The organism is Alkalibacillus flavidus, from assembly GCF_040545925.1.
In the GTDB taxonomy this organism is placed as follows: Bacteria; Bacillota; Bacilli; order Bacillales; family Alkalibacillaceae; genus Alkalibacillus; species Alkalibacillus flavidus.
In genome coordinates, this window is the sequence record NZ_JBEPMX010000008.1 from 1 (window position 1) to 13,200 (window position 13,200).

At 39.0% G+C, this 13,200-nt stretch carries 11 protein-coding genes, 1 riboswitch and 1 other annotated feature; of the genes, 2 read left to right on the forward strand and 9 right to left on the reverse strand.

From position 1 onward, the window contains the following. Positions 1-547: 547 nt before the first annotated feature. The 6 genes from leuS to ABID56_RS08410 all read right to left on the reverse strand — a co-directional run bounded on the left by leuS (position 548) and on the right by ABID56_RS08410 (position 8,234). Positions 548-2,962, reverse strand: coding sequence for a leucine--tRNA ligase (gene leuS, locus ABID56_RS08385; RefSeq protein ID WP_354220167.1), 2,415 nt, complete (start codon positions 2,960-2,962; stop codon positions 548-550). A gap of 104 nt (positions 2,963-3,066) precedes the next feature. After that, positions 3,067-3,279, reverse strand: a binding site (T-box leader). Between the two features lie 58 nt (positions 3,280-3,337). Next, a complete protein-coding gene (locus ABID56_RS08390) occupies positions 3,338-3,667 on the reverse strand; it encodes an STAS domain-containing protein (RefSeq protein WP_354220168.1) in 330 nt (109 codons plus the stop codon). Between the two features lie 15 nt (positions 3,668-3,682). Then, on the reverse strand, positions 3,683-5,785 hold the full coding sequence (locus ABID56_RS08395) for a flagellar assembly protein A (protein WP_354220169.1): 2,103 nt from the start codon (positions 5,783-5,785) through the stop codon (positions 3,683-3,685). Continuing rightward, positions 5,782-6,633 carry a PP2C family protein-serine/threonine phosphatase gene (locus tag ABID56_RS08400; RefSeq protein WP_354220170.1) on the reverse strand — a complete coding sequence of 284 codons (852 nt, stop codon included), beginning with the start codon at positions 6,631-6,633 and terminating at the stop codon, positions 5,782-5,784. Before ABID56_RS08400 ends, ABID56_RS08395 begins: the two co-directional genes overlap by 4 nt. Positions 6,634-6,745: 112 nt before the next feature. Continuing rightward, positions 6,746-6,967, reverse strand: a complete 222-nt coding sequence (locus tag ABID56_RS08405; RefSeq protein WP_354220171.1) for a hypothetical protein — start codon at positions 6,965-6,967, stop codon at positions 6,746-6,748. A gap of 364 nt (positions 6,968-7,331) precedes the next feature. Beyond that, on the reverse strand, positions 7,332-8,234 hold the full coding sequence (locus tag ABID56_RS08410) for an ATP-binding protein (protein ID WP_354220172.1): 903 nt from the start codon (positions 8,232-8,234) through the stop codon (positions 7,332-7,334). A 177-nt stretch (positions 8,235-8,411) separates the two neighbouring features. Here ABID56_RS08410 and mnmM point away from each other — a divergent pair, with 177 nt between their 5' ends. Then, positions 8,412-8,975, forward strand: coding sequence for a tRNA 5-(aminomethyl)-2-thiouridylate-methyltransferase MnmM (gene mnmM, locus ABID56_RS08415; RefSeq protein ID WP_354220173.1), 564 nt, complete (start codon positions 8,412-8,414; stop codon positions 8,973-8,975). 29 nt (positions 8,976-9,004) lie between these two features. Here the strand turns inward: mnmM and ABID56_RS08420 are convergent, their stop codons facing one another. Then, positions 9,005-10,072, reverse strand: coding sequence for a tetraprenyl-beta-curcumene synthase family protein (locus tag ABID56_RS08420; protein WP_354220174.1), 1,068 nt, complete (start codon positions 10,070-10,072; stop codon positions 9,005-9,007). 10 nt (positions 10,073-10,082) lie between these two features. After that, positions 10,083-10,868 (reverse strand): alpha/beta hydrolase, encoded by a 786-nt coding sequence (locus tag ABID56_RS08425; RefSeq protein WP_354220175.1) that lies wholly within the window; start codon positions 10,866-10,868, stop codon positions 10,083-10,085. A 74-nt stretch (positions 10,869-10,942) separates the two neighbouring features. On the opposite strand from ABID56_RS08425, the gene ABID56_RS08430 reads away from it, so the two are divergent. Beyond that, on the forward strand, positions 10,943-11,467 hold the full coding sequence (locus ABID56_RS08430; protein ID WP_354220176.1) for a gamma carbonic anhydrase: 525 nt from the start codon (positions 10,943-10,945) through the stop codon (positions 11,465-11,467). A 49-nt stretch (positions 11,468-11,516) separates the two neighbouring features. On the opposite strand, the gene metK is transcribed toward ABID56_RS08430, so the two are convergent. Further along, positions 11,517-12,713: a methionine adenosyltransferase gene (gene metK, locus ABID56_RS08435; protein ID WP_354220177.1), complete on the reverse strand. Its 1,197-nt coding sequence runs from the start codon at positions 12,711-12,713 to the stop codon at positions 11,517-11,519. 204 nt (positions 12,714-12,917) lie between these two features. Then, a riboswitch (SAM riboswitch) is annotated at positions 12,918-13,022 on the reverse strand. Between the last annotated feature and the right edge of the window lie 178 nt (positions 13,023-13,200).

Consider the following 13,200-nt stretch of genomic DNA (forward strand, 5'->3'; position numbering starts at 1 on the left):
ACGCCGCCAGCGTTCGTCCTGAGCCAGGATCAAACTCTCCATAAAGTGTTTGATTTGGCTTATTGTTTCTTTTCGTCTCCGCTTTCTCCTCATTTACTAAAAATAAGAAGAAAACCGAATTGACGACAGGCTATTTTGTTTAGTTTTCAAGGTTCGATAGAATGTCGCGTTCGAAAGCGACAATGATTAATATACCAAGTTAAAAACAGAAAGTCAACAACTTTTTATTAATCGTTTGAGTAAAAACTCTTCAAAAGATCATCGCCGAAAAGACGACTTTATTAATATAACAAGTTTCAAATATGAAGTCAATGGCCAATTAATAAAATGGTTTATTATAAAATAATCGATCGACTTCAGCGATTTGTATATTACATTATATATGATGGTCATTCATATTGTCAACTTAAATCGACACGAAATAAGTTTCTCTTATTTGAACGACAAATTGTATTTTATATGTTCATTTACCCCACGTCAATCATAAAATGATAAAAAACACCTTCGAACAGATCAATCTGTCCAAAGGTGTCCTTAAGTCTCTTCATTAATTCGCTACAATATTAACTAACTTGCCAGGAACAGCAATCACTTTTCGGACTGTTTTTCCTTCAATCCATTCTTGAATCGTTTCATCGTTCATCGCAATCTCTCGCAGTTGTTCTTCGTCAGCATCTTTCGGAACTTCTGCTTTCGATCTTACTTTACCCATCACTTGTAGAACAATTTCTACCGTGTCTTCAACTAGTTTCGATTCATCATAAGTTGGCCAATCCTCATATGTGATCGTGTCTTGGTAACCTAAAGTCGACCATAGTTCTTCACCTAAGTGAGGAGCAATTGGCGCAATCAGTTTCACGAATCCTTCCGCATACTCACGTGGTACATGATCTGCTTTGTAACAGTCATTGATAAAGACCATCATTTGCGAAATTGCCGTATTAAATCGTAATTCATCGAAGTATTCCGTCACGTTTTTGACCATTTCGTGATAAGACTTATCAAGGTTTTCATTAGGTTGATCTTTTACATTACTAGAAAGATGACCTTCTTCATCAGCAAACAAACGCCATACACGATCTAAGAAACGACGTGCACCTTCTAAACCATTGGTACTCCATGCTACTGAAGCATCTAATGGTCCCATGAACATTTCGTATAAACGAAGCGTGTCTGCCCCATGAGTGTTAACAATATCATCAGGGTTCACGACATTTCCTTTCGACTTACTCATCTTCTCGTTACCTTCACCAAGAATCATCCCTTGGTTAAAGAGTTTTTGGAACGGCTCTTTCGTTGGGACAACCCCAATATCATAAAGGACTTTATGCCAGAAACGAGCGTAAAGTAAGTGAAGCACCGCGTGTTCTGCACCACCGATATAAATATCAACAGGAAGCCATTTCTTCAGTTTTTCTGGGTCAGCTAGCATCTCATCATTAGTCGGATCAATATAACGGAGGTAATACCAACAGCTACCTGCCCATTGTGGCATCGTGTTCGTCTCGATACGGCCTGTCATACCTGTTTCTGGATCTGTGACGTTGACCCACTCCGTAATGTTTGCAAGTGGTGATTCACCTGTACCGGACGGCTTAATTTCACTCGTTTTCGGTAGTTCTAATGGAAGCTCACTTTCATCAACCGCTGACATTGAACCGTCTTCCCAATGGATAATCGGAATTGGTTCACCCCAATAACGTTGACGGCTGAATAACCAATCGCGTAGTCGATAAGTCGTTTCGCGTTTTCCGTGTCCATTCGCTTCTAACCATTCAATGGCTTTCTCGATCGCGTCTTGAGTTTTCAAACCATCAAGAAAGTCCGAGTTCACATGTTCACCGTCATCGACATAAGCCGCTTCTTGTATATTGCCGCCTGATACGACTTCTACAATAGGTAGATCAAACTTCGTCGCAAACTCATAATCACGTTCATCATGAGCTGGCACCGCCATAATAGCGCCCGTTCCATATGACATTAGGACGTAATCCGCGATCCAAATCGGCATTTTCTCACCACTTGCCGGGTTTATCGCATAAGCTCCTGTGAATACACCGGTTTTATCTTTTGCTAGATCTGTACGCTCAAGTTCGCTCTTCTTCTCAACTTCAGCGATATAAGCATTGACTTTATCGCGTTGTTCAGCCGTTGTGATCGTATCGACTAGCGGATGCTCAGGTGAAAACACAGCATATGTCGCACCGAAAATCGTGTCCGGACGTGTTGTAAACGCTTGAAACTGCTGATCTGTACCATCAATTTCAAACGTAATTTCGGCGCCTTCCGACTTTCCAATCCAGTTGCGTTGCATATCTTTTAAGCTTTCCGGCCAATCCAATTCATCAAGGTCTTCTAATAACCGATCAGCATATGCCGTAATCTTAAGCATCCATTGACGCATTGGTTTGCGGATGACCGGGTGACCGCCCCGCTCACTAACGCCATCGACCACTTCTTCGTTCGCCAATACTGTTCCTAGCGCTGGACACCAATTAACTGGCACCTCATCAATATAGGCTAATCCTTGTTCATAAAGTTTAATGAAAATCCATTGTGTCCACTTGTAATAATCCGGATCCGTCGTATTAATCTCACGGTCCCAATCGTATGAAAATCCAAGTGATTTAATTTGACGTTTAAAAATTTCAATATTTTGCTGGGTGAAAACAGATGGGTCATTCCCAGTATCAATCGCATATTGTTCTGCTGGAAGGCCAAAAGCATCCCATCCCATTGGGTGCAAAACCTCATATCCTTGCATACGTTTCATACGCGATACGATATCCGTTGCTGTATAACCTTCTGGATGTCCGACGTGAAGTCCAGCACCAGAAGGGTACGGGAACATATCAAGCGCATAAAACTTCGGCTTGGATGATTCGGTATTCGTTTTGAACGTTTTGTTTTCTTCCCAAAAACGTTGCCATTTTTGTTCGATTTGACGATGATTAAATGCCATGTCGTTCATTCCTCCTTGATTTTTAATATAGTCACATGATTCAGGGTCTAAACGGGTGATCGTTTTCAACTCATTTAATCAAATAAAAAACTCCCGCCCCAAAAACATGGGACGAGAGATTACCCGTGGTACCACCCAAATTAGTCATAATTCACATGACTCACTCGAGTTCCTTAACGCGGAAAAACGTCGCAGACTACTAGTTATTCATATGCGATACTAAAAGGCGAGTTCAGAACAGACATAAGTAACTTCCACCAACCGTTACCTCTCTACATATGCCTTGATTCTTACTACTCCTTTATCTTCGTTTAACATATTAATTTGAAAATTAGTTCATTAACAGTTTACTCAAGCATATGCCTATTGTCAAGTTTATGTGTCTGCTTGAAGCATTTCAATCCCTAGTATTTCGTTGACTTGCATAAACTGAAAAATTTCATAAACTTGCTCTTGAATATTCACCATTTTTACGTTGACATCTCGTTTCTTCACCCATTCGACAAATTGAATGACGAGGCCAACACCTGTTGAATCAACGAACGCGACATGATTCATATCAACTTTTAACAGATCAATATCGTTGAGCGACGAAGCGACCTTAGGATAAATTTCCTTTTCGAATAATTCGGTCGCTTCTAAATCCAAATCACCAATCAAATTCATTTCCATTTGTTGATCAAACACCTTTAAACGATACTCCATAGCCCTCTCTCCCTTTTAAGTAAACACGATTTCGTCTTCTTCTAGTTTCGCTTTGACAAATTGTCGATTATCTGTGAAACGATATTTCACATGACCAATCTGAATGACAGTATCTTCCCACACATAATCCATCTTAATCGTTTGGTCAGCTGGAACTGTTAGGTACGTTTTCATACCACCTTTAGAACCAATTTCACCTACGTAAATCCCTAATTGAGCGTAAATATCGCCGCCACGAACGATTCCACCAATCTCTAACTTACCACCAGCATGAATATCAGTATGGTAGGAACCATCTCCAATGATAGAAATATCACCAGAACAATAAACCGTACTATTCATGACATTTGCGATAACAATTTCAGAGTTGGGTTCAGGTGGATTACAGCTAATTTGATACAACCTGTCCACATCTTCAATAATGGTTTCTATTTCTTCTGGACTAGTAATGAGACGGTTCGGAACAGGACGGACTAATGTTTTAAGTTGTTCCGCTAAATCCAGCCATTCCTCATCGAGAATCTCTCGATGTTCATGGACTTTACCTCGATACGTTTTAATCTTCATTGGTATATCTTTAAACTTCTTATCTAATAAAATATTTAATAAAGAGTAAATCCCTTGTGAATCTAAGTCTGAACTTTTGAATGCTTTAGCTTTCAAAAGTTGTCTTACCGCCATTAGCATTTGTTTTAACTCGATAGATAATTCTTCTATCGTGTAGGACAATTCAGATATAACAAGATTCCCTTCGCCGGCAGAAAGGTGTGAATTGATCGTGTTTTTCTTAACGTAGATACTGTTTCCTGCTGTAATTTTACCATGGTCTACATGCCCAGAGATTGTTGCATCACCTGCTGCTTTTACCGTCATCTCTTCTTGAACACTTCCCCAAATCTCAACATCACACGTAAAATGTATATTTCCTGTTTCAATTGAGACGTCTGTTCGGTGGACTAGCGTTGGTAACACTTGAATTTGGTATAATAGACCACGTGTCTGAACTTGCGGTTTACCAGAATCTAAGGCGACAACTTGGTTACCGACGATATCGATGCCTTTCCCCGCTTTCACAACGGCTTCATGTGCGTTAGGCGGCGGTGTAACATCGCCATAAACGTTTTTGCCTGAAATCCCCGGAATAGGTGGATGGATCTTGGCAATAATATCCCCTTGACTGACAGATGGAATGGATTTCGTTTCACGGAAATCGACCGTTCCATCTTCATTTAATTTAGGCTTGCCTTCTTGACCGTGAATATCAATTTTGAAGTCTAAATAGCCGCTCTCACCTGGTTCAGGTGCTTTTCCTTTTGCTACGACAAACTCAGCTTCTTCTAAAGACTCACTCGCTTTGACAATCTCAGCATGATCTAAACCGTGTGATATTTTCAACTCATGCAAACGATTAACAATATCTTCCGGCTCAAGAAAATTGGCCCGACTATCAACTTTTTCCGTTTTAATCTCTAAGAAACGATTATCAGCTTGATCAAGTAATTGATATTCTGTAATCACACTCGGTTTCACTTTACAAATCGCCTGGATAGCATCAGGGGTTACATCGATCGACCAGTCCATACTCGTTTCATATTTTTCTAACTCAAACGTAATCTCATCACTCGATGATACAATGGTCGTATCTTTAATCTGTTTTCCATTTTTATAAACTGTTACCCCCTCTGCATTAGCATCGATCATCGGGTAAAATTCTAAATGGTCCTTTATATAAAACGTCCCATTTTTCACCCCTAAAAGATCGTCATCTGATTCAGGTTGCGATTTTGTAGGTGTTGTCTGCTCTCTATTAGACTTCGACATCCAATCTTGTTCATCTAATTGATCAACTAACTCTTCTAATGATGATAAATCATCGTCATTAGAATTATAAGTAAAAGAAGTATCTTCGGAATGATCAGCTGATATTTCATTAGACGATTCCATATGAAGTACTGTCAATTTCACAATGGCATCACGATGCCCGAAGAATAAAACGCCTTTTTTACCATTATCGAGAATCTCGACTTCGACATCATCAACTGTTTTTCTTAAAATCGAAAGTCCTTGGTCAATCGCTTCATCTACAGTTTTCCCACGAGAAATTAATGACCGATTCATTGTTCCTCACCTTCTTCCTGAGACATCATAGGCGAATTATAGCCTCTTATCTCTGCTTCAGAATCATCGTTTTGTAATATGACCATGGTAATGTCGTCTTTCTGATTGATACCATTCGTATACTCAAACAAACTTAAAATGATGTTATCTTCAATTTCTTGAACAGAACGGTTAAACCCTTCTGTTAATACGTTAATAAGTCGATCTTTACCATAAAATTCTCCGTCCACATTTTGCGCTTCCACGATGCCATCCGTGTAAAAGAAAATCGTGTCACCATACTCTAATTGAACAGTGCTTTCATCATACACTTGATCTGGGAGCCCTCCTAGCATAATGCCGTTCACATCACCTAAAGAACTAATGTCATGATTTGATATGTGGAAAGGGTACACATGACCGGCATTCGCATATGTGAGACGATTGTTTTCTAAATCCCAATCACAACAAAACAACGTTACAAACGATTTCAACTGTTTCAAATCGTCATAGATGGCATTATTCATTGCCGTTAATGTTTCAGAAGGGCTTTTCGTACTTTCAGATGCCGAGCGAAAAGCACCGCGCGTTAAAATCATTAACATAGCAGCAGGAATCCCTTTCCCCATCACATCACCGATCACAACTCTGATTTTTTGATCGGATAACTTATAAAAATCAAAATAATCACCACCTACTAATCTTGCGGGCATCGATATTCCGATTAAATTATCCGTACCAACATCAGATGTATGGCCATTGAGTAATTGTGTTTGAATATTGCGCGCTAGCTTTATTTCCCTCTGCAATGCTCTATTGTGGGAAGAATTAGAATAATCAACTGAAAAATGTGTATACTTTTTTTCCATATATACACCTCCTAGATTCACATCGTTATTATGACGGATTATCATATTACTTTACTTTGTAAATCTTCAGAGATTCGCTCTATATCCTTTGTCTGCTTTTCTATGACATCTGTTAATTCACTAACGATAAACAAAATATTAGTGACATTAACCGGTAATCATAAACGTGGTTTTTAAATTGGTCTATTTTGTACTTTAATATTTTAGCATCATTAGATTGATAACTTTGAAGTTCTAAATACACTTTTATTAACTGAATTAATTCTTGTATCATTTCAGCATCTTTGTTACCTGTTTCAGCCATGTCGACCGATAAATCATATAAACGTTTCAATGTTTGTGAAGTATCTTCCCGCATCATATAGGTGATACGTTGAATCGACATCGATAAATTGTAAAAATAATAAAATTCATCATATAATTCATCACTTAACGAAAGACATCCTTTATATTCTCCACGACGAAGGTCTTTGACACGTGTTTAAAGCTTATTTAGATTGTCATTACTTTTAAGATGAAATAAGAATAAAATAGATACGACTAAAATCGACTGTACAAACAACGGTTTAAATAGCCACATACCTTGATTGAAAAATAATAAAATAAATTCTAATGTCATCATGACAAATAATAGAATAAACAAAATAAGTATAAAATTTTTTATTTTTATAACCTTTAAATCGTTTCATGACTATCACCTATTGTGCTAGTAATTTTTTAGATAAAATAATAGATGACCCATAAGGTGTCGTATATAAATAAAACCGATCGACAATTTTCATCACTAACGTAAATCCTTGTCCTAATGATCGGTGGGTGGAGAAACCTGATAACAATATTAAATTAGGTAAGTTCTTTAAATTAAACCCATCACCATCATCTTCAATCACGACTTTGATTTCATCGTCATCTTTAACAACCATCATATGTCCTGATTTTGCGTGCTTTAAAACATTCGTCGCTATTTCAGAGACAACTAGCAACCAACCTTGCTTTTCTTGATCGCTTAATTGAAAGGCTTCTAAGCTTTTAGCCACCTTTTGCCTACACAAAGTAATGTCATGATGTTCATAAATATAATGCGATGTTAAGAATTCACCAGTGCTAATATCTTTTAACTCATTTCTATTAATCAATAAAAATTTATGTTGAGATGAAGCATACATCGCTTCTCGATAAATTTCCCACTCGCGAGGATGATGTATTTGACGACTATCACGAGTTAGTGCATGTTTTAAGTCAATATTCACTCGATCGTAGACCGTAATGATCGCTTGTTTCATTTGGTCACTTGCATCAAGCTTTTGCACTTGTTTTCGGACATTTTTTTGCTCACGACACCAATCAACCAGTTGATTGGCGTAGTTTAGTAATGTTCCATTTTCATATAAATATTGAGTATGTCGAGTCGCAATGGCTGAGTAAAATGTTATTTGGCTCGTGTTATATGATAAATTCAATTCATTTGCGATTTCTTTAGCAAGAAAGCCAACAATTGTTCGATCAACCAACTCTGTTAACGTTATTTGCGGATCAATTTCTACTATGTCTTGTCTAGGTTTGAACGCTGCATTTTTTAGTTTTTTTAACCCAAATGCCATACACAGAATCACCATCCTCTAACACGCTCTAGCATATCTGATAAATATTTGCTAATTATTATACCAAAGAATTAACAAAATTCGACTGTCTTGAACAAATTTTTTGATAATTTAAGTATACATTAAACGAATCCGTGTTAAAATGGATACGCTTTTTTCTACTAGTGAGGTGAACTTATGAAACAAATTATTCCTTTTGCTCACGACTGGTTACGCCAAACCATCGAGTCTGGTGACACCGTCGTCGATGCAACACTCGGTAATGGTCATGACAGTGTGTTTTTAAGTCAAACAGTAGGTTCTAATGGCCATGTATACAGCTTTGATATTCAGGTAGAGGCTATCACTGAAGCGAAACAATTATTTAACCGTGAACAAACCGAAAACGTTACAACTGTTCAATTAGGGCACGAGCATGCATCGTCTTATTTACAAGATCGAGGTGTTCAGTCGATTGGTGGGGCGATTTTTAATTTAGGTTTTTTACCGGGTGGAGATGAAGAAATTACGACACATGCTGACACGACGATACAAGCGATTGACGGTATATTTTCATTGCTAAAATCGAAGCGAATGATTGTCATTGTAGTTTATCCTGGCCATGAAACGGGACAAACTGAAAAGAATCAACTCATGACATATTTAAAGCAACAAAAGCCGTCAACTATGGATGTCGCGATGTATCATTTAGTGAACCGTAGTGACAAAGCACCATTTGTCGTCGGTTTATACAAAAAATAGTGCGCAGAACATTATCATACTCCTGCGCACTACTTAAATTTCATCTTGTATTTGTAGCGACGATAAACGCGACCTCCGACATAAACAATACGTGAACGCCACCCCGCTTCACGCAATAACTCTTTAGCGACTTTCATTTGCTCAGTCGTTTGACGCATTTTATCATCTGACAAATATAAACCGACTAAACCGTCCACAATGAGCTGATGAAAACGAGCATCATCAACACCTTGCAAATCGCGTCTTGCCCGTTTGATCATATGTTTCATTCGACTCACTTTCTCATCTTCATCGTGATAATAGTCTATAAAATTCAAATCTCCCTCTGCTGCATCTTCCTCTTGGTCGATTAAGTAATCTAATAAAATATGTAACCCTTGTAATGAAGGGAAGAAAGCGTCTTCAACCATTCGCCCTTTATTATCCCCATTCAACCCATAAGCGACTAAACAAAAGACACCTAACGTTGAGCCTGTCGCAGCTGAAAATTCGTACCACCTTAAATTAGGATCTTGATTATAATGATCATACCAAGCTGTTAAACGCGGAATTCGCTCTTCCTCTGTTACATGCTTATGAACTTGCAAATCGACATAAAGCGACGCTAAACGTTCGATATGAGGTTGGATGTCGATATAATTCGGTATCGATCGGATGACGTTTTGACATTGGTCGACAAGCTTTTGTAAATAATGATGATCGTCTTGATCATCGCGATAAGCGTAATAATTTTTCTTATAACTATCAGCGCCTAGTCGGATCGCATCTAATTGTGCCTCGTGCAATTGCCTGAAATCGTCTGGGTCAAGCGATTGGCTACGATCACATAAGTTATCCAAATAATCACTAATCGTTTGATAAGCGACAATAAACTTAATCGCTTCACCCCAACGCTCTCTAGCTAATGTCGCGTAAATCGACCCACCTTCACAATGGAATGTCTTCGTATTCATACTAGCTAATGCTTGCGTTCTTAGTTCATCATTAGGAATTTGTCTAGCTTCCTTCCGCCAATGATTTAATTCTTGATTAACAACAGGAAATAATTGTCGAAATGATGTTGTTAACAACTGCCTGATCGATGACGGCGCCTTCATATCTTCACCCCTACTCTGCTTTTATTAACCGTTCAGTAAAATTGAGCGCTTCTTGAAAAACATCCTCGCGCTCTGGTTCATTGAACACTTCATGGTATAAGTTTGGCCAAAGAACAAACTGTTTATCAACGACAGCTAATTTGTCATAAAAATGACGTACAGCGTGTTGATCGACGAGGTGATCGTCACCCGCTTGCAAAAACAAAATCGGTAAATCGGGGTAGTATCGTATTGAATCAAAGGCTTTGTCTATGGCTCTATTAAACTCATGAAACCACCGAACCGATACTTGATGTAAAAAATAAGGGTCGGCTGCATCACTTTCATGAAAATCTTCGTTGCGAGTCGCCAACGTCGGGTTAATATTCGTTTTGACTCGTAGTGAAGGATAGATATAATCTAGGACTGTTGATATGTAATGAACCGCTTTAGGTGGTCCTGTTCTCATTCCTAAACCAGGAGAAGACAATATAACACCCATTACAGAATGCTTTATTTCTTGTAACGTCCGAATGGCAATTAAGCCTCCCATACTATGACCAAGCAAAAAGACCGGCAAATTAAATTGATAGGCTTCCTCTAACCATGATTCAACTGTTCGAATATATTGATTGAATGATTGAATATGGCCACGTTTCCCTTCAACTTCACCCTGTCCTGGTAAATCACCAATAATGACGTGATACCCAGCTTTAGTCCACCTATTTACTTGCCATTCATATCGTCCTGAATGCTCGAAAGCTCCGTGTACGATAACGACGACAGCTTTCCCTGCTTGACTACGATGAACTTTCATCTAATTCCTCCCCACAATATTCCGAAAAATTTGTTATAATTATCTTATCACATTTTCCATTCAGGAGGGCAAACATGATATTACCCTATAATGAACAATATCCAATGATTGATCCAACCGCATACATAGCAGATGATGCCGTTATATCGGGTGACGTAACAATTGGTGCATACAGCAGTGTCTGGTTCAAAACGGTGATAAGAGGTGACGTATCACCGACTCACATTGGCCAAAACGTCAACATTCAAGACCAAAGCATGTTGCATCAAAGCCCGAATCAGCCATTAGTGCTCGAAGACGGCGTCACCGTCGGGCACCAAGTCTTGCTTCATTCGTGCCAAATCCGAAAAAACGCCTTAATAGGTATGGGCTCAACGATTTTAGACGGTGCAGAGATTGGCGAGAATGCCTTTATTGGTGCAGGCAGTTTAGTACCACCAGGCAAAACGATTCCCCCAAACACACTCGCTTTCGGGAGACCAGCCCAAGTCATTCGCGAAATTACTGATGACGATATTCAAGAAATGAACCGCATTCGTCAATCGTACGTCGACAAAGGCCAAGTCTATAAACAAGAACAACAAAATAGAAAGCCCTAAATAAAAAAGGTTGAACACGAAAGCATCTCTTTCATGTTCAACCTTTACTTTAATTTATGTTCGCTTTAAGCGTCTCGACACGATCCGTTTGTTCCCACGTGAACTGCTCATCGGAACGACCGAAATGGCCGTACGCTGCAGTCTTTTTATAAACAGGTCGGCGCAAATCAAGCATTTTAATAATACCTGCAGGACGGAGGTCAAATGTTTGACGTACAGCCTCGACAAGTTTTTCTTCAGATACTTGTCCTGTTCCAAATGTATCTATCGAAATCGACACAGGCTGCGCCACTCCGATCGCATACGCTAATTGTACCTCACACTGATCCGCTAATCCCGCTGCGACTATATTTTTCGCAACGTAACGAGCGGCATAAGCAGCTGATCGGTCCACTTTTGTTGCATCTTTACCACTAAATGCCCCGCCACCGTGGTGCGCATAACCACCATACGTATCGACAATGATTTTTCGACCCGTTAAACCGGCATCACCTTGAGGCCCGCCAATCACGAAACGACCTGTTGGATTGATGAAGTATTTTGTTTCAGCATCAATTAATGTTTCCGGCACAACTGGTTTAATGACGTGTTCTTGTACGTCTTCTTTAATTTGTTCTAAATCAATTTCAGGATGGTGTTGAGTTGAAATCACAATCGTATCCACACGCTCAGGTTGTCCATTTTCATCATATTCTACCGTGACTTGAGTCTTACCATCTGGTCGTAAATACGGTACGAGTTCTGTTTTCCGCACGTCAGCTAAACGCTTCGCTAATTTATGCGACAATGAAATCGGAAGTGGCATCAGTTCTTTCGTTTCATTACTTGCGTAACCAAACATCAAACCTTGATCTCCAGCACCAATCGCTTCAATTTCATCATCTGACATATGTCCTTCTCGTCGCTCATATGCTTCATCGACCCCTTGAGCAATATCAGCCGACTGCTCATCAATTGACGTTAGTACCGCGCACGTTTCAAAATCGAATCCATATTTTGCACGTGTATAGCCGATATCTTTGACCGTATCACGCACAATCGTAGGTATATCAACATACGTTGATGTTGTGATTTCTCCAGACACTAAAACAAGTCCAGTCGTAATAGTTGTTTCACAAGCAACACGCGCGTTTGGATCGCGTGATACGATTTCATCTAATATCGCATCCGAAATTTGATCCGACATTTTATCAGGATGGCCTTCAGTAACTGACTCCGACGTAAATAAACGACGTTGATTCGCCATAATTCCATTTCCTCCTCAATCATTAATTGCTACGATTTTTTATCCCCTATGGAAAATAAGATAACCATTTCATATAGTTTCGCTTTATTTCGCATCATGAGCTTTGTTAGAATTAATTTAATATACACATGATGTGAAACTGGTATATCGTCATAAAAAAACCTTTCCCATTTTAGACAAGGGAAAGGTAATGATCGCCTTTCGCTCTTATCGTCCAAGGGTTACCTTGCATCAGGATGAGCACCTGTCACGTTGTGATGGTTGCCGAGCTTCATCGGGCCTGTTCCCTCCACTTACTCTGGATAAGAGAAATTTCGTTTACTGATATATCATAACGCGATGCCTATGACGTGTCAAATGACGACGCTTTTCACACATGAAAATTTTCAAACGAAATCAATTGTGAAAATTATATGAATAGTGTGGTTTAATTTTTAAAATGTGTTATACTAATAGCGAATGACGTCATACACATAAATACATATTA

Bases quoted from the DNA above. Each gene is read 5' to 3' on its own strand.
- leuS (WP_354220167.1), bottom strand. From the start codon at position 2,962: ATGGCATTTAATCATCGTCAAATCGAACAAAAATGGCAACGTTTTTGG.
- ABID56_RS08390 (WP_354220168.1), bottom strand. From the start codon at position 3,667: ATGGAGTATCGTTTAAAGGTGTTTGATCAACAAATGGAAATGAATTTG.
- ABID56_RS08395 (WP_354220169.1), bottom strand. From the start codon at position 5,785: ATGAATCGGTCATTAATTTCTCGTGGGAAAACTGTAGATGAAGCGATT.
- ABID56_RS08400 (WP_354220170.1), bottom strand. From the start codon at position 6,633: ATGGAAAAAAAGTATACACATTTTTCAGTTGATTATTCTAATTCTTCC.
- ABID56_RS08410 (WP_354220172.1), bottom strand. From the start codon at position 8,234: ATGGCATTTGGGTTAAAAAAACTAAAAAATGCAGCGTTCAAACCTAGA.
- mnmM (WP_354220173.1), top strand. From the start codon at position 8,412: ATGAAACAAATTATTCCTTTTGCTCACGACTGGTTACGCCAAACCATC.
- ABID56_RS08420 (WP_354220174.1), bottom strand. From the start codon at position 10,072: ATGAAGGCGCCGTCATCGATCAGGCAGTTGTTAACAACATCATTTCGA.
- ABID56_RS08425 (WP_354220175.1), bottom strand. From the start codon at position 10,868: ATGAAAGTTCATCGTAGTCAAGCAGGGAAAGCTGTCGTCGTTATCGTA.
- ABID56_RS08430 (WP_354220176.1), top strand. From the start codon at position 10,943: ATGATATTACCCTATAATGAACAATATCCAATGATTGATCCAACCGCA.
- metK (WP_354220177.1), bottom strand. From the start codon at position 12,713: ATGGCGAATCAACGTCGTTTATTTACGTCGGAGTCAGTTACTGAAGGC.